This is a genomic window from Streptomyces sp. AMJ-169 (assembly GCF_055597585.1).
The window spans coordinates 61,516-78,218 of the sequence record NZ_JBVLTJ010000007.1; the positions used below are offsets into that span (position 1 = coordinate 61,516).

Here is a 16,703-nt window from a genome sequence, read left to right on the forward strand (position 1 = left end):
AAACTTGCATATATCTATGCACTGGACTCACCATGCACGTACCCCACGGGTTTCCGAAAACCGACGGTGGCGTCCGGGGAGCGTACACACGGTGTGGACTCGGACCAGGTCAGTGCAAGCGTGCCGCCCCCGCCCGGGGGCGGTGTCCACACCCTTCTGTGTCCATCAATCGACATCTCGGCCAACTTCAGGCGACGGGACAGCCGACTGCCGGTCCGTCAATGGAAAAGAAACACCCGTAAGGAATTCCCTTACAGCCGGGCCCCGCGATGTCACGGGCATATCCGTACCGCCGGCCGCCGGAAAGAATAACGTTACGGCAACCCGTACTCCTCCACTTTGGGGGTGTCCCCACCCCCCAAGACGCGGCTGCCGCCCGGCGCGGTCCCCCGGCAGCCTTGAGCCCGTTCGGTGCAAAGACCCACGCAGGAAAGGGGATTCGGCATGAGCGGGTTTCTCAGGGGCAGGGCGGGACGCGGGATGGTCGCGGGGGCGGCCGGGGCGATGCTGGTGGCCGGCGGAGTCGCCGGACCCGGTGTCGCGCGGGCCGCGGTACCGGTGTTCCCGGACAACATCACGGTCTTCCCGGACCGGGACTACGTCTCGATCGACGGTTTCTCCGGCCGGGCGGGCGAGCTGATCACCGTGGAGGTGACGCGCCCCGGCACCGGTGTGATCGGGTCGGCCACCGGGACCGTCGCACCGGCCGCCTCGATCGAGGACGGCGAGCCGGCGATCGAGATCAACCACCCCGGCGGGCTGTGCTGGGGCGCGGGCGGCGGGCTGCCGGTCACCCCGGACATCCGGGCGGGTGACGTGGTGTCGGTGCGGTTCGGTGCCACGGTCGCCGCCGACGCCGTCACCCTCGGCACCGCCGTCACCGGGGGCGGGCTGACCACGCCGACCACGCTGGTCGTCCAGGGCCGGCTGGACCCGGCGGGCACCCCGGCGTTCATGGAGCAGCGGATCATCGCGCCCGCGCTGCGGGACACCGAGATCGGGCGGCGGGACGTGCGCGCGCTGCCGGGTCCGGTGGTGGCGGCGCCGAAGGGCGGCTACCGCTCGGGGCTGCGGGTCGGGGACGGCACGTTCACGGCGACGTACGAGTTCCGCACCGCCAAGGCGGCACAGCTCGCGGCCGGCGGGCTGCACGAGGCGATGAGCTGGCAGAGCCAGGACGCGGCCGGCAATCCGCAGGGCGAGACGGTCGCGGAGTTCGGCGAGGTCGGCGGCCCCGCGATGGGCAACTGCCCGGCGGGCCCGGCCCAGTTGCGCCCGGCCCCGCCGGCCGGGGTGACGGTGAGCGACAACGGGACCTCGACGACGGTGAGCTGGACGCCCGGTCCGCGGATCCCGGGGGCGGCGCCGGTGCTGGGCTACGCCGTGCGCGCCGTGGACCAGCTCGCGCAGGGCGGGGTGCAGGCCGAGTTCGGGGTCCGGGTGAGCGACCCGGCGGCGACCACGGCGACGCTGCCCGCGTCGGTCGCGGGCAAGCGGATCGAGGTCCACGCGTTCAGCGAGACCGGCGAGTCCTGGCCGCCGGCGCTGCGGGCCGGCGCGGTGACCGCGGCCGTCGCCGAAGCCGCCCCGGCCGAGTGACCCCCCGATGCGCGACAACCCCCTGTCCCGCCGGGACGTGGTCAAGTACGGCGTCCTCGCCACGGCGGCCCTCGCGGTGCCGCTGGAGCAGCTGACGATCGCGAAGAGGACGCCCTCCGACCGGGTCGCGGTGAGCAAGTTCCCCAAGCCGTTCACCGTCCCGTTCGCGGTGCCCCCGGCGGCCGTGCCGGTCAAACGCTCGGCCACCACCGACTACTACACCGTCAGCATGCGCAGCGCCGTCACCGAGATCCTGCCCGGCCTGCGCACCGAGACCTGGTCGTACGACGGGACGTTCGGCGGCCCCACGATCCACGCCACCCGGGGCCGCCAGGTCGTCGTCCGCCACCTCAACGACCTGCCCGCCCGCCACCCCCGGCTCGGCTACGAGGCGTGGGCCTCGGTCCATCTGCACGGGCTCGCCTCGCTGCCGGAGTACGACGGGTACGCGAGCGACGTCATCCGGCCGGGCGAGTACAAGGACTACCACTACCCCAACGCCCAGAACGCCCGCACCCTCTGGTACCACGACCACGGCGTCCACCACACCGCCGAGAACGCCTACATGGGCCTGGCCGCCCCCTACCTGCTCCACGACGAGCTGGAACGCTCGCTGCCGATCCCGAAGGGCCGCTACGACGTCCCCCTGGTCGTCCGGGACGCGATGTTCGACAAGGACGGGCAGCTGCTGTACGACGACGACGGGCACCGCGACCTGTTCGGGGACGTGATCCTCGTCAACGGGCGGCCCTGGCCGGTGATGCGGGTGGAGCGGCGCAAGTACCGCTTCCGCATCCTCAACGCGGCCCTGTCGCGCGGCTTCTACTTCACGCTGAGCACCGGCGACCCGTTCGTGTTCATCGGCACCGACGCGGGCCTGATGCCCGAGCCGAAGTCGGTGACGGGGTACCGGCACGGCATCGGGGAGCGGTACGAAGTGGTCATCGACTTCGCCAAGTACCGGGTCGGCGAGCGGGTGGTGCTGCGCAACCTTGGCGTGAAGAACGTCGAGGACTACGACACGACCGGTGACGTGATGGCCTTCGACGTCGTCGGCGACGCCACCGACCTGTCCGACAACGCCGTCCCCGACGTGCTCGATCCGCACGCGCCGGCGATGGACCTCACCGAGGCGATGGCCACCCGGACGCGCACGCTGAGGTTCCATCGCACCGACGGGCAGTGGGCGGTCAACGGGCGGACCTGGGCCGATGTCATCGCGTCGGACTACGAGTTCGTGTGGGCGGACCCGGGGCTCGGGGACGTGGAGGTCTGGGAGTTCGTCAACAACTCCGGCGGCTGGTGGCATCCGGTGCACACGCACCTGGTCGACTTCCGGGTCCTGGACCGCAACGGCCGCCCGCCCGAGGTGTGGGAGGCGGGCGGCAAGGACACGGTGTACGTCGGCGAGAACGAGACCGTGCGCGTGGTGACCCGGTTCGGGCCGCACACCGGGCGGTACATGCTGCACTGCCACAACCTGGTCCACGAGGACCACGACATGATGGGCCAGTTCCGGGTAGGTCCGCCGAGCGACGAGCACCATCCGGTCTTCGCCGCCCCGGCCGCACCGCAGCCGGGACCGGAGCTGGGGGCCGGTGATGACGCTCTCTGAGGCGTCCCCGGCCCCGCGCTCCTTCGTCGCGCCGCTGTGCCTGGTGGCGGCCTGCGGGCATCTCGTCGCCTTCCAGCAGCAGTCGGCGGTCGCGTTCGGCCCCCTCGTCGCGGCGCTCGCCGCGGCGGGGGCGGCCTGGGCGGCGCGGCGGGTCCCGGGCGCGGCGGCCGTCGTCCTGGGGCTGCTGAGCGGCGCGTACGCCGTGGCGGCGTGGGCCGGTCCGCTGCCGGTGGCGGTGCTGTTCGTCCAACTGGCGGCGCTGTGGCTGCTGTTGCGGGAAGCGCCGGGTGTGGTGCGGGCGCGGGCCGGGAACGTGCTTCTCGGGGTCGGGCTGGTGGCGTGGGTGCTGTGGTTGGCCGGTTCCGACCTGCTGTGATCCGGTGACCGAAAATATTCACACCACCCACACAACTAGTGTGATTTTCAACCACTCCGTGGTTACATGCCTACGGGACGTGAGCCGCTGAGCCGGGGGTGCAGGGTGGAGCAAGCCAGATCGACGGCCGTGCGGGTGCTGATCGTGGACGATCACCGTTCCTTCGCCGAACTCCTGGCGCTCGCACTGGCCGCGCAGCCCGACTTCGACTGCGCGGGGTACGCCGACAGCGGTGCGGCGGCCGTCGAACTGGCCCACCGGGAACGCCCCGACGTGGTGGTCATGGACATCAGCCTCGGCAAGGAGAACGGCCTCGACGTCACCCGGCGCATCCGCGAGGCGCTGCCGGAGACGACCGTCGTGGTCGTCTCCGCGCACCGCGACCCCGACTGGGTGGTGCGCGCCGCCCGGTCCGGGGCCAGCGCGTTCGTGCCGAAGTCCGGTTCGCTGGAGGAGATGCTGGACGCGCTGCGCCAGGCCAGACCCGGCCAGATGCTGGTGCCGGCGTCGGCGTTCGGCGCCCCGGAGGCTCCGCCGCAGCCCGGCGCGCCCGCGCTCACCGGCCGCGAGTCCCAAGTGCTCACGCTGATGGGCCAGGGGCTCGGCCCGGCGGCGATCGCCCGGCTGCTGCACATCAGCGTCAACACCTGCCGGGGCTATGTGAAGGCGCTCCACCTCAAACTCGGGGCGCGCTCGCAGCTGGAGGCGGTGGTGACCGCCCAGCGGCTCGGCCTCATCGCGGCGCGCCACGATGGCTGAGCCCCTGCGCGGGCCGGCCGGGGTGCGCGCGGTGGCGACCGCGATGGTGGTGACCGCCCTGGGCACCCTCGCCCTGATCGGCGCCGCCACGGCGTACGCGGTCCAGACCGTCGCGGAGCGCACCGCCCTCCGCGAGGCGACCCGGTCCGCGCGGATCGTCGGGGACGTCGTCTTCCGGCCCGCGCTGCCCGGGCTCCTCGGCGGCGACCAGAGCGTGCGCACCCGGCTGGACGCCGCCGTCGACGCCCGGCGGCAGGAGAGCGAGGTCGTCCGCGTCAAGGTGTGGAACAGCCAGGGCGTGATCGTCTACTCCAACGACCCGAGCGCGACCGGGCGTTCCTTCGCCCAGCACGGCGAGGTCCGCGAGGCCATCGAGCGGGGCGCCAGCCACGCCGGGCTGTCCGACTTATCCGGCCCCGAGAACGTCACCGAACTCCCCTTCGGCCCCCGCCTGGTCGAGGTGTACGTCCCCCTGGAGCTGGACTCCGGCGAGCGGCTGGCGCTGGAGGTGTACTCCACCGACGCCTCGCTCACCACCGCCTGGACCGAACTGGCCCGCGTCCTCGTCCCGTTCGTGTTCCTGCCCCTGCTGCTGGTGCTGGCCGCCCGCTTCCCCCTCTCCGTACACCTGCTGCGCCGCGTCAGCCGGGGCGACGCCGAACGCATCCGCCTGCTGAGCCGGGCGCTCACCGCGTCGCAGCGGGAGCGGCGGGCGATCGCCCGTGATCTCCACGACGGCGTGGTCCAGGACCTAGCCGGCGCCAGCTACGCCCTCGCCGCCGTCCGCTCCCGCCTGGACGGGCAGGGGGACGCCCTGACCCACGACATCCTCGACAAGGCGACCCAGGCGGTGCGGGATTCGGTGCGCTCCCTGCGCACGACGATGGCGGGCCTGTATCCGCCCGACCTCACCGGCGAGGGCCTGTCCCACGCGGTGGATCAGCTGGCCGGGCGGTTGCGGGCGCAGGGGCTGACGGTCACGACAGCGGTGGACATCCGCGCGACGCCGGACGCCGATCGGGCGGGGCTGGCGTATCAGGCGGCTCAGGAGTGCGTGACGAACATTCTCAAGCATGCGGGGGCGGGGGCGGCTTGGATTGAGGTGTTTGCGGATGAGAGGACTGTGGTGGTGCGGGTGGCGGATGATGGGAAGGGGGTTGGGGGGTTGGGGGAAGGGGCGGGGGGAGTTGGCGGGACTGGGGAGGGTGGGGTTGGCGGGACGGGGGCGGGGGGAGCTGGCGGGAAGTGGATGGAGGTAGGGGGAGCTGGCGGGACTGGGAAGGGTGGGGTTGGTGGGGCGGGGACCGGTGGGGGCGATGAGGAGGGGCCGGGGGGCGACGGGAAGCTGGGGGCGGGCGGAGCCTACGGGGCGGGGACAGGTGGGGGCAGCGGGACGGGGGGCGGGGGGAAGCTGGGGGCGGGGGAGGTCTGTGGGGGTGACGGTCATCTGGGGCTGCGGTTGCTTCGGGATGCGGCGCGGGAGCTTGGGGGGTGTATGACGGTGGGGGAACGGGTGGGGGGTGGTACGGAGGTGCGGACGGTTCTGCCGGTTCTTCAGGCGGCCGGATCGCTGACTCGGGGTTCTGGTTGGCGGGGGGTTTCTTGGGGGCGGCGGTCGCCGGGTGGGGGGGTTCGGGGGCGTTGAGGTGGGGGCTTGGGGGGCGGCGGGAGTTGGGGGGGCGGGGCCGGCGGTTCGGGGCCGGCGCTGCGAATCCGGCGTGCGAGTCGGGCAGCTTTGAGCCCGGCACTTCGCGTCCCGCGTTGCGAGGCTGACGGTTCAAGTTCGGCGCCGCGAGTCGGGCAGTTCGAGCCCGGCGCCTGGAGCCCGGCGCTTCGCGTCCAACCGTTCGCGTCCCGCGCCGCGCGGCTGACGGTTCAAGCCCGGCGCCGCGAGTCGGGCAGCTTCGAACCCGGCGCCTGGAGCCCGGCGCCTGCGAGTCCGGCAGTTCGAACTCCGCGCTGCAAGCCCAACAGTTCGAGCCCCGCGCATGGAACCCCGCACTTCGCGCCCAACCGTTCGCGTCCCGCGCCGCGCGGCTGACGATCCAAGCCCGGCGCCGCTAGTCGAGCAGTTCGGCAGATCCGGCGCTGCGAGCCCGGCAGTTCGAGTCGGGCGGTCCGCATCCGGCGCTGTGACTCCGGCAGTTCGAGCCCGGCGTTGCGAGTCCAGTGCTGCAAATCCGACAGTTCAAGTCCGGCGCTTCGAGCCCCACGCTTGGAGCCCCGCGCCGCCAAGCCCCCCCTGCCCCGCACACCGCTCCACCCCCAGGAACCCTCACTTTTGGGGGTGCCCCAGCCCCCAGCGCGAGGCTCCCGATCAACCGGCCCCGCCGCGAATCTGGTCGTCCACCTCCCACGGACCCCAGGAACGCACATGCGCCGCTTCCTCCTCCTCTGTCTGGCGACCCTCTGCCTGACCCTCGTCCCGGCGAACACCGCCACCGCCCACACCGCCCTGACGTCGAGCACCCCCGCCGCAGGCCAGGTCCTGACCCAACGGCCCGCCCAGGTGGCGCTCACCTTCGACGACCCCGTGACCGCGGGCGAGGACGCGATCCGCGTGTACGACGACCGGATGCGCCGCGTCGACCTCGGAGGCCACCCCGGCGGGGAGCCACTGCGCACGGTCCGCGTGGCACTGCCGGGAAGTCTGCGCGCGGGCACCTTCTCCGTGGCCTGGCAAGTGGCGTCGGCGGACGGCCACTTCCCCTCCGGCACGTTCCGGTTCTCGCTCGGCGCCCCGGGCCCGGTCACGGGCGACGTCCCCCCTCCCGGGGACACGGACACCGGCTGGTCGGACGCACTGCAACTCACCGCGCGGGGGCTGGGCTACGCCGGGCTGGCCCTGGGCCCCGGCGTCCTGCTGGTGGTGCTGTGGCTGTGGCCGGCCGGACTGGGCCACCGCAGAGTGCGCATCCTCGTCCGCGCCGGCCTGGCCCTGCTGGGCGCGGCGACGCTCACCTCATCGGCGGTGAACACGATCACGGCCCACACCCACGGCCCGCCGGGCAACTCCCTCACGGTCCGTTTCTACGCCGTGCTGGCGGTGGTGGCACTCGGTTGGTGGCTCGTCTCGGCCGGCCGGACGACACGGGGTGCCTCCGACGACGCGATGGCCCAGCACAACTCCGGTACCCGAGCGGCCCACCTCGTCCCCGACGACCGAACGGCCCAGCCCGTCCCCGATGACCGAACAGCCCCGCACATCTCCGGTGACTTGACGGCTCACCTCGTCTCCGGTGACCGGACGACCCCGCACGACTCCAATGACCGAACCGCCCTCCCCGTCTCCGACGTCCAGACAGCCCCGCACACCCCGGTCAGCTGGACCGCCCGCCTCCTGACGCCGATCACAACCGCCGCCATCGTCGTACTCCTCACCACCTGGCCCCCCGCCGCCCACGCCGCGACCGGACGGCAACTGCCCCTCGCGTTCCTCGCCGATCTCGCGCATGTCGCCGCGATGACCGTCTGGCTCGGGGGGCTCGCGCTGCTGACGGCGGTGCCGGAGAGTGTGCGGGGGCGTTTCTCGCGGGTGGCGTTCGGGTGTGTGGTGGTGCTGGCGGTGACGGGGGTGTATCAGTCGTGGCGCGTGGGGCTGTCCGTGTCCGGCCTCGGGGACAGCTCCTACGGCGGGCTCCTGTTGCTGAAGCTGGCGGGGGTGGCGGTGATCCTCACGCTGGCCGCCATCGTCCGCCGCCGCCTCCGACGGCCGCTGCTGATCGCCGAGTTGCTGACGGGGGCGGCGGTTCTGGCGGTCACCGCGGTCTTGGTCACCACCGCGTTGCCGGGGTGAACCGGCGGGGGCTTCCCGGGTTCCGCGCGGGCGCGGCGCCGTACATCGCCGTCGCCCGGCGGCCCCCTTCACCAGTCGGCGCCCGACATGGCTGTCAGTCCCAGGAGTTGAACAGCACACCGCCCAACGTGCCGATGCCGTACTCGCGTACCTGACACCACTCAGCCCGCGACAGCCCCGAGGTGTCCACACGGGACAACGGCATGACGAGCCGCTCCCTGGCCAGGACCACGAACCCGGCGGCGGAGAACGCGCCGGACCACGGTGGCGGGACAAGGAACTCGTCGGCGCGGGCAGCCGCGTACAGAGCCCCGCGGAACGCCCTCACGTCCGTTTCCGCCAACGGCCCCTCCCCCGGCCGGAGGAAACCTGTGGCTCCCCTCGGCAGGACGAACGCCGCGCCATCCTCATCAGCCATACCCGCATTCTGCCGGGACCGGCCGGTGTCAGTCGCAGCGCGAGGGCACGGGGCTGTTGGTGTAGCTGCCGTTCGAGAAGTTCCACGTCGGGGTCTCGCCGCTGCACGAGTGGCCGTTGGCGACGAAGTTCCAGTTGCCGTGGTAGAGGCGGGTGTTCGACACGTACACCGGGATGTATCCGGCGTCGAACCAGTACGAGCCGTTGTTGTACACCGGTGCGCTCGGGCCGACCTTGTAGTCCGAGCTGGACTGGACGTCGACCTGGCCGCTGTGCCAGTTGTTGATGTAGTTGGTGTTCCACAGGTTGACCTCGGTGTAGGCGCCGTTGCAGTTCCACCCGAGGTAGAACCGCCCGATCGTCTGCCCGCCCGCCGAGATGGTCTGGGTGGGCCCGAGGATCTGGCCGTTGGCAGGGCAGCCGGACGCGCCGGCCGTTCCGGCGCCGACGGCGGTGAACGTGAGACTTCCTGCGACGACGGCGAGCGCGGCCGACACCGCGCGCACACGGGCGCTGATACGCATGATTCCCCCGGAAAGCGTTCGAGGTGACCGATAAGCCACCTTCCAGCGCACCCAATATTCCACCGGACCTGCCCCCGGCCCAGTCCAGTCCCAGCCACTCATCCCCCGGGGCAAGGGAGCTTTCCGTCATGCTCTGGGGCGTGTTTCCGGCCGCCCGGCGGCAAGCGAACGCGAAGGCCGCCGTACGTCATTTGTCCTCACCCCAGCTGCCACAGCCGACGAGCCACCGGCGACGTCCGTCCGATGTCCGCGCGGGCCCCCGCCACTAGCGTCGAAAACGCGGACGACGCCCGGCCGCACCTGACGAAAGGGCCTCTCGTGTGTGCCATGACGATCCAAGCGGGCCGCCCGGCCACCGCGCACCTCCTGGACGGGAGAGCCACCGCCCGCTCCATCCGCGCGGAACTCAAAGAACGCGTCGCCGCACTCGGCGTACGGCCGGGCCTGGCGACCGTACTGGTCGGCGGCGACCCCGCGAGCGCGTCCTACGTGGCCGGTAAGCACCGTGACTGCGAGGAGATCGGCATCCGGTCCCTGCGGGTCGAACTGCCGGACTCCGCCACCACGGAGGACGTCGTGTCAGCGGTCGCGGAACTGAACCGCGATCCCGGCTGCACCGGCCTGCTGGTGCAGTTGCCGCTGCCTGCGGGGATCGACCGCGGGGTCGTACTGGAGAGCGTCGCTCCCGAGAAGGACGTCGACGGTCTGCATCCGACGAACCTCGGGCGGCTCGTCACCGGCACCCCGGCACCGCTGCCCTGCACCCCGCGCGGCATCGTCGAACTGCTGCGCCGCTACTGCGTCCCGCTGACCGGCGCCGACGTCGTCGTCATCGGCTGCGGGGTGACGGTGGGCCGGCCCCTGGCGCTGCTGCTGACGCGGCACACGGAGAGCGCGACGGTGACCATGTGCCACGAGGAGACGCGTGACGTGGCGGCCCACACCCGGCGCGCCGACATCGTCGTCGCCGCAGCGGGCGCTGCGGCCCTGGTCCAGGCGGACGACATCAGGCCCGGTGCCGTCGTCCTCGACGTCGGTATCACCCGGACCGAGGCCGGGATCGTGGGCGATGTCGCGGCCGGCGTGGGCGAGGTCGCGCGCCTGCTGGCGCCGATGCCGGGCGGGGTGGGCCCCATGACTCGGGCCATGCTCATGACCAACGTGGTCGAGGCCGCCGAAAGAGCGCTGACGTCCGCCCCCCGGCGCCCCTGATCCCGACCCCGGAAAACGAAGGACGCACCATGGAATACACCGTCAGCGGTATGCGCAGGCCCCCGGAAGGCTACGCCTGGAGCCGCTTCGGTCAGCCGGAGTACACCGACTGGCTCGACGAGAGCCTGTCGTGGAAGGAGGCCTGCTACATCGGGGACTGGTCGTTCCTGTGGCAGCACCGCATCACCGGCCCCGACTCCCTCGCCCTGCTCGGTGACATCACGGTGAACAGCCTGGCCTCGTTCGCGACGGGACAGTCGAAGCACGCCATCCACACCGACGAGAACGGCAAGGTCATCCACGAGGGGATCCTGACCCGCTTCGGCGCCGAGGAGTTCGTGCTGCACGGCCGCGGCGGATTCTGGGTCGACCACTACCGCTCGCGGACCGGCTACGACGTGAGGATCGAGCGCGAGGACTGGTTCATCCTCCAGGTCTCCGGGCCCCGGTCGGTCGACGTCCTGGAGAAGGCGGCGGGCCGCTCGAACCTGCGGGACACCGGCTTCATGCGGGTCGGCGCGCTCACGGTCGCCGGGCACGAGATCTGGGCGCTGCGCCAGGGCATGGCCGGGGAGATCGGCTTCGAGCTCCAGGGGCCGATGGAGCACAAGCAGGACGTCTACGACCGCGTCGTCGAGGCCGGCCAGGAGTTCGGCATCCGCAAGCTCGGCGCCCGGACCACGATGATCAACCACTTGGAGGCGTGCTTCCCGACGATCGCCACGGACTACATCCCGGCCATCTTCGGCGAGGACATGGCGGACTACCGCGCGTCCTTCACCGCCGCCATGCCGGCCTACGCCCAGCCCGCCCACATCGCCGGCTCCTACGCCGGGACCGACGTCAGCGAGTACTACCGCAGCCCCGTCGAGCTGGGCTGGGGCCGCAACGTCAAGTTCGACCACGACTTCCTCGGCCGCGAGGCGCTGGAGGCGGAGAAGGCGAACCCGCGGCGCGTCATGCGGACCCTGGTGTGGAACGGCGACGACGTCGTGGACGTCTTCGCCTCGCTCTTCGGGAAGGGCGAGCACTACCCGTTCATGGACATGCCGCGTGACCAGCGCGGCTACATGTGGGCGGACGACGTCACGAGCGGGGACGACCTCGTGGGCGTCGCCACGTCCCGCGGCTACAGCTACTCCTACCGGCAGATGCTGTCGCTGTGCACCATCGACGTCGCGCACAGCGAGCCGGGCACCGAGGTCGTCGTGCACTGGGGGACGCCCGACGGGCCGCAGAAGGCCATCCGCGCGACCGTCGCTCCCGCCCCCTACAAGCCCGACCACCGCCACGCGGATCTGCGCCAGGCGTGACGATCCGAAGAACGAGAGCCGACATCATGCCCCATTCGTTCGTCCTGACCTTCACCTGTGACAACCGCCCGGGAATCGTCAGCCGCGTCACCACGGGACTCCTGGCCGTCGGCGGCGACATCCAGGACGCCGACCACTTCAACGACGGCATCTCCGGCCGCTTCTTCTGCCGCGTCGAGTTCGCGGTGCCGGCGTCGGTGCCCAAGAGCGCCGTCGAGGAGAACGTCTCCGTGAGTCTCACCCCGCTGGACGCGACGTGGTCGGTGCGGGGCGCGGGTGAACGGATGCGGGTCCTGATCATGACGTCGAAACTCGACCACTGCCTGACCGACCTGCTGTACCGGTGGCGCATAGGCGAACTGCCCATGGACATCGCCGGTGTCGTGTCCAATCATCCACGGGACGTCTACGCGCACGTCGACTTCGGGGACATCCCCTTCCACCATCTGCCGGTGACGAGGGAGAACAAGCCGGAGCAGGAGGCCGGGCTGCTGGCGCTGGTGGACGGGTACCGGGTCGAACTCGTGGTGCTGGCCCGGTACATGCAGATCCTGTCGGACGGCCTCACGAGCCGTCTCGAGGGCAGGTGCATCAACATCCACCACTCCTTCCTGCCCGGGTTCAAGGGGGCGAAGCCGTACCACCAGGCCCACCGGCGCGGGGTGAAGCTCATCGGTGCCACGGCCCACTACGTGACCGGCGACCCTCGACGAGGGGCCAATCATCGCGCAGGACGTGGAGCCGGTCAGCCACCGGGACACCCCGGAGCAGCTGGTCCGCAAGGGCCGTGACATCGAACGCCGGGTGCTGGCCCGCGCGGTGCGCCACCACCTCGAAGGCCGGGTCCTGCCCAACGGCCGCACCAGCGTGGTCTTCTCGGACTGACCGTCCGGACACCGCCCCCTTCAGGGCGCCACGAGCCCTTCCCGTACGGCGGCCAGCGCCGCCTGGGTGCGCGAGCTGAGCCCGAGCTTGGCCAGCAGTCTGCTGACGTGGGTGCGGGCGGTGCGCTCGCTGATCGCCAGCCGGTCGGCGACCGCGCGGTTCGACAGGCCTTCGGCGACGAGGCGCAGGACCTCGCGTTCCCGGTCGCTGAGCGCGCCCAGGCCGGCGGACGGGGTGACGAGCCGCTGGGTGAGCCTGCGGGCGATCGCCGGGTCCAGGAACACCTCGCCGCGCCGCGCGGCCCTGATCGCCGTCTCCAGCTCGTCGGACGAGGCGTCCTTGAGGACGTACCCGCAGACGCCGTGCGCCAGCGCCGCGTGGACGCGTTCCGTCTCGGTGAAGCTGGTCAGGACGACCGTCCTGACCTCGGGATGGCGCTCGGCGAGCACGGCCGCGGTACTGATCCCGTCCAGCCGCGGCATGTTCAGGTCGAGGAGCACGACATCGGGAGTTTCGCCGTGGGCGTCCATGGCAGCGAGCCTCTCCAGCGCCTCCTGCCCGTCCGCCGCCTCGCCGGTCACGGTGATGTCGTCGACGAACTCCAGGAAGCTCGCGATCCCGCGCCGGACGACCGCGTGGTCGTCGACGACGAGAACGGTGATGTCCTTCGGCTCTTCGCTCATGTGCCGTCCGTCCGCTCGTGGATGGGCAGTTCGGCCCGTACTCTCGTCCCCGCTCCCGCGTCCGCCGCCGTCAGGGAGACGTGACCGCCCCACCTGCTCGCGCGATCCCGCATGGAGATCAACCCGAACCCGCCGCCCGCCCCGGCGGGGACGCCCCGCCCGTCGTCGGTCACGTCGATCCGTACGACGCCCCGCTCGGGGTCGGTCTCGGCGCTGACCTGTACGGTCGTCGGCGCCGCGTGCTTCACCGCGTTGTGCAGGGCCTCGCTGATGATCCGGTACATGTCCTCCCGCAGGTCGGCGTCCTGCGTCCGGTCCAGGGCCGCTATGTCGAGGTCGACCGTGACGTCGTAGCGGCGTTCGATGCCCGCCGCGAGGGCGTTGAGCGCGGGCAGCAGGCCGAGCTTCGCCGAGGCCGGCGGGGAGAGGGCCAGCACGGCGCCGCGCAGATCGCGCTGCACGGCGTCGACGAGACCGGTCACCTCCCCGGCGACGGCCGTGAGGCGTTCCCCGTACGGCTCGGGGAGGCGGCGCGCGAGGCCCTGGACCGCCTTGGCCTGCATCCCGATGGAGAAGACGTGCTGGACCACCGAGTCGTGGAGGTCCCGGGCCAGCCGGGCACGTTCCTCACCGCGCGCGGACAGCCGTCCCTGGCGGATGAGGGTGGCGTAGTCGACGGCGAGGGCCGCCTGTTCGGCCATGGCACTCAGGAAGTCCAGCAGGGCGGGGGTCGTCCGCACGCCCGGGGCGACGTAGACGTTGAGCGCGCCGAGGGCCTTTCCCCGTGACAGCAGCGGTGTGCTGACGAAGTCGTCCCACTCCAGCCGGGACACATACCCGTGCAGGGGCTGCCACGCGGGGTCGGCGAGCATCCGCGCCCTGCGGCCCGGGACCACGTACTGCCGGCGGGTGCTCATGCTGCGGTGCGTGGCCGGCTCGGCTCCCCGGTCGCACGACCGCGTGAACAGTTCGAAGAAGTCCTCGACCTCGGTGAAGCCGGCGGCTCCCATGAGGCGCAGCCCGTCCCCGCGCGGAGCGAAGGTCATGATCTGCGCGCCCGCGACCCCGTGCGCGCGCCGGACCTCCACGGCCATGGCCGCGAGCACCTTCTCCAGCGAACTGTCCGACGCGACGGCCGCGGCGGCGCGCGCCAGGGCGGAGATCCGGCCGTGCTGATGCCGCTGCTCCGTGACGTCGCGGAAGCTGACGGGGGTGACGGCGCCCGCCTCGATACGGGCGCCCTCGGTGCAGGCGAGCCGGCGGGAGCCTTGCGCCCACATCTGTTCCTCGCCCGGCCTCCCCGGCGGGAACGGGGAAGGCAGCCCGGTCAGTTCATGGCGCGGCCGGCCCAGGATGCGGGCTCCGCTCAGGTTGACCCAGCGGAGGGAACCGCCGCCGTCCACGAGCGCGATGCCCGTGGCCACCCCGTCGAACAGGGACTCCCAGCCGTCCGGACCCATCGGCGGCGGCGCGGGAGCGGAGCCTGCCATGAGATACGTCCCTTCCTCAGGCGCACGGATGCACAGGTGCACGCCACCGATCCTCGTGCGGCCCGGTGCGGCTGTCACCGGTCGGCGGGACCAACACGGACCGCCCGGCTGTGCATTTCGCACAGCGCCGGAACACAGCGCCGGTCCTGTCCCGGGCGGTGTGGACGCGGGGGTGGGGCCGGCCGACTTCCGGTACGAGAAGCCGTGGCGTCCGCCGAGCCTGCCGCTGGAGGCGGACCCGCCGCCGCACGACGCCCCGCGCCGGGTGCTGCGGAAGATCCTCGCCCCGACGGAGCTGCGCCGGCTGCGGACGCGGTGGTACGCGGACGCCGAGACCCTCGTCGACCGCGTCCTCGCCGAGGGGCCTGAGGCCCACGCGCCCCGGGCCGCCGGGCTGTCGGCGTGGGTGGGCGCCCGCTGCGCCCGCGAGGCGCTGGCCGAGGACGGTGTTCGACGAGGCGGTGCGCTGGCAGTCCCCGGTGCAGACCTTCTTCCGCACCACCGCGACGGACGTGCGCGTCGCCGGTGCGGCCGTCCCGGCGGGCCGCAAGGTCCTGCTGTTCCTCGGGGCGGCCGACCGGGACGGGGCCCGCTGGAGCGACCCCGACCGCTTCGACCCGGGGCGGAGGCGCTGCTGAGCGCCCTCGTCCGGCGGGTGGAGCGGATCGAGCTCGCCGGGCCGCCCAGCCGGCTCCTGCCCGTGCGCCTCAGTCCTCACCCGCGCTGAACAGCGTCGCCAGCCGCAGGGCGGTGTGGGTCTCCAGGGTGCGGTCGGTGACGGGGCGGCCGAGGAGTTCCTCCGCCCGCCGCAGCCGGTACACCACGGTGTTGCGGTGGACGTACAGCGCCTGTGCCGCCTGGGCGATGCTCCCGCTGTGGTCCAGGTAGCTGAGGAGGGTCCGGCGAAGGCCGGTGGTCGTGCGGTCCGGGGCGGCCAGCGGGCCGAGTTCCTCGGTGACGAACCAGCGTCCGCGCTCGGGGTCCTCGGTGAGCAGCGCGGCGAGCGCGACGTCGTCGTACACGGTGACCTGTCCGGGCGGGCGGGTGAGGCGGGCGACGCGGCAGGCGTCGAGTGCGGCGAGGTGGGTGCGGCGGAATCCGTCGCGGCCGGGCGCCGGGCGGCCCACCGCGACCCTGACGTCCGGCGCGAGCCTCGCCGGCGCGAGGCGGTCCGGGAGGCGCGGGCCGGATGAGGTGGCCCAGGCCCACAGGGTGGCGGGACCGGCGTCGAGGGTGAGCAGCGCCGGGTTGCCGAGGGCGGCGGCGACCTCGCGCAGGGCCTCGGTGAAGTCGTACGGTCCGTCGGCCTTGTCCAGCCAGAGGATCAGGCCGAGGTGCCGGCCCGCGAGGTCGATGCCGAGGGTGCGCCGGGCCGCGTCCGGGTCGACCGGTCCGCCGTCGACGACGGAGGTGATCATGACGCGCTGGTCCGCGACGCGCTGGGCGAGCAGCCGCTGGCGCTGGGTGAAGTAGTCGGCGACGACGGCGTCCACGAGGGCGTCGAAGAAGTCGTTCACCACCTCGGTCACCTCGCGTACGAGCTGCCCGCGCTCGGCGGCGGGCCGGTGTCCGTCGGCGAGGTCGAGGAGCACGGCCGTCCAGTGCTGCCGGATCATCCGCAGGCCCTGGACGATCCGCTGGAACGGGACCCCCGTCCTGGCCAGATGGGCGTTGATCGCGATCTCGTCCGGGCCGAGCACGAACCGCCGGCGCCGCCCGTGCAGGACCAGCAGCAGATCGAGCCCGGTCTGTTCGATGGCGGGCGCCAGCAGGGGCAGCAGCGCGGCCCGGTGCTCGTCGGTGACCTCGGCCAGCACCTGGGCCAGCCCCTGGGCGCCCAGCGCCACCGCCCACTCCACCGGCCGCGCGCCGACCACCTCGGCGGCGGACGCGATCCGCTCCGGTCCGCTCGCCGGGACGGCAGCCGCCCCGGCGGGGGCCGCGAGCCCCGCGACGAGCTGTGGAGTGAGCCGTGATCCCGGTGTCGCCGTCATGGACGGCATTGTACGAAATCCACATACGGGTGAGGACCTT

The 16,703-nt window shown here is 72.5% G+C and carries 14 protein-coding genes and 1 pseudogene; 10 read left to right on the forward strand and 5 right to left on the reverse strand.

Features of this window, described 5'->3' with window-relative positions; translation table 11 throughout:
• The first annotated feature begins 444 nt into the window (after window positions 1–444).
• From ACYUD3_RS18665 to ACYUD3_RS18690, 6 genes are all read left to right on the forward strand, one after another.
• Window positions 445–1,599 carry a fibronectin type III domain-containing protein gene (locus ACYUD3_RS18665; RefSeq protein ID WP_470971123.1) on the forward strand — a complete coding sequence of 385 codons (1,155 nt, stop codon included), beginning with the start codon at window positions 445–447 and terminating at the stop codon, window positions 1,597–1,599.
• A 7-nt stretch (window positions 1,600–1,606) separates the two neighbouring features.
• A complete protein-coding gene (locus tag ACYUD3_RS18670; protein WP_470971125.1) occupies window positions 1,607–3,214 on the forward strand; it encodes a multicopper oxidase family protein in 1,608 nt (535 codons plus the stop codon).
• On the forward strand, window positions 3,201–3,590 hold the full coding sequence (locus ACYUD3_RS18675) for a hypothetical protein (RefSeq protein ID WP_470971128.1): 390 nt from the start codon (window positions 3,201–3,203) through the stop codon (window positions 3,588–3,590). Before ACYUD3_RS18670 ends, ACYUD3_RS18675 begins: the two co-directional genes overlap by 14 nt.
• 105 nt (window positions 3,591–3,695) lie before the next feature.
• Window positions 3,696–4,349 (forward strand): response regulator, encoded by a 654-nt coding sequence (locus ACYUD3_RS18680; RefSeq protein ID WP_470971130.1) that lies wholly within the window; start codon window positions 3,696–3,698, stop codon window positions 4,347–4,349.
• Window positions 4,342–5,994: a sensor histidine kinase gene (locus tag ACYUD3_RS18685; RefSeq protein ID WP_470971132.1), complete on the forward strand. Its 1,653-nt coding sequence runs from the start codon at window positions 4,342–4,344 to the stop codon at window positions 5,992–5,994. Before ACYUD3_RS18680 ends, ACYUD3_RS18685 begins: the two co-directional genes overlap by 8 nt.
• Window positions 5,995–6,723: 729 nt before the next feature.
• Window positions 6,724–8,145, forward strand: coding sequence for a copper resistance CopC/CopD family protein (locus ACYUD3_RS18690; RefSeq protein WP_470971135.1), 1,422 nt, complete (start codon window positions 6,724–6,726; stop codon window positions 8,143–8,145).
• Window positions 8,146–8,239: 94 nt separating this feature from the next.
• Here the strand turns inward: ACYUD3_RS18690 and ACYUD3_RS18695 are convergent, their stop codons facing one another.
• Both ACYUD3_RS18695 and ACYUD3_RS18700 read right to left on the reverse strand, forming a co-directional pair.
• Window positions 8,240–8,563: a hypothetical protein gene (locus ACYUD3_RS18695; RefSeq protein ID WP_470971137.1), complete on the reverse strand. Its 324-nt coding sequence runs from the start codon at window positions 8,561–8,563 to the stop codon at window positions 8,240–8,242.
• Between the two features lie 28 nt (window positions 8,564–8,591).
• Window positions 8,592–9,086, reverse strand: coding sequence for a hypothetical protein (locus ACYUD3_RS18700; protein ID WP_470971140.1), 495 nt, complete (start codon window positions 9,084–9,086; stop codon window positions 8,592–8,594).
• A 327-nt stretch (window positions 9,087–9,413) separates the two neighbouring features.
• Here ACYUD3_RS18700 and ACYUD3_RS18705 point away from each other — a divergent pair, with 327 nt between their 5' ends.
• The 3 genes and pseudogenes from ACYUD3_RS18705 (at window position 9,414) to purU (ending at window position 12,496) form a co-directional block, all read left to right on the forward strand.
• On the forward strand, window positions 9,414–10,298 hold the full coding sequence (locus ACYUD3_RS18705; RefSeq protein ID WP_470971142.1) for a bifunctional methylenetetrahydrofolate dehydrogenase/methenyltetrahydrofolate cyclohydrolase: 885 nt from the start codon (window positions 9,414–9,416) through the stop codon (window positions 10,296–10,298).
• 29 nt (window positions 10,299–10,327) lie between these two features.
• Window positions 10,328–11,611, forward strand: a complete 1,284-nt coding sequence (locus ACYUD3_RS18710; protein WP_470971144.1) for a hypothetical protein — start codon at window positions 10,328–10,330, stop codon at window positions 11,609–11,611.
• 26 nt (window positions 11,612–11,637) lie between these two features.
• Window positions 11,638–12,496, forward strand: a pseudogene (gene purU, locus ACYUD3_RS18715) (formyltetrahydrofolate deformylase).
• 20 nt (window positions 12,497–12,516) lie between these two features.
• On the opposite strand, the gene ACYUD3_RS18720 reads toward purU, so the two are convergent.
• Window positions 12,517–13,179 carry a response regulator gene (locus tag ACYUD3_RS18720; RefSeq protein ID WP_470971147.1) on the reverse strand — a complete coding sequence of 221 codons (663 nt, stop codon included), beginning with the start codon at window positions 13,177–13,179 and terminating at the stop codon, window positions 12,517–12,519.
• Window positions 13,176–14,669: a GAF domain-containing sensor histidine kinase gene (locus ACYUD3_RS18725; protein ID WP_470971149.1), complete on the reverse strand. Its 1,494-nt coding sequence runs from the start codon at window positions 14,667–14,669 to the stop codon at window positions 13,176–13,178. Before ACYUD3_RS18725 ends, ACYUD3_RS18720 begins: the two co-directional genes overlap by 4 nt.
• Before the next feature lie 446 nt (window positions 14,670–15,115).
• On the opposite strand from ACYUD3_RS18725, the gene ACYUD3_RS18730 reads away from it, so the two are divergent.
• Window positions 15,116–15,307, forward strand: coding sequence for a cytochrome P450 (locus tag ACYUD3_RS18730; RefSeq protein ID WP_470971152.1), 192 nt, complete (start codon window positions 15,116–15,118; stop codon window positions 15,305–15,307).
• Between the two features lie 69 nt (window positions 15,308–15,376).
• Here the strand turns inward: ACYUD3_RS18730 and ACYUD3_RS18735 are convergent, their stop codons facing one another.
• Complete coding sequence (locus tag ACYUD3_RS18735; protein WP_470971153.1) at window positions 15,377–16,663, reverse strand: PucR family transcriptional regulator; 1,287 nt, start codon at window positions 16,661–16,663, stop codon at window positions 15,377–15,379.
• Window positions 16,664–16,703 lie beyond the last annotated feature (40 nt).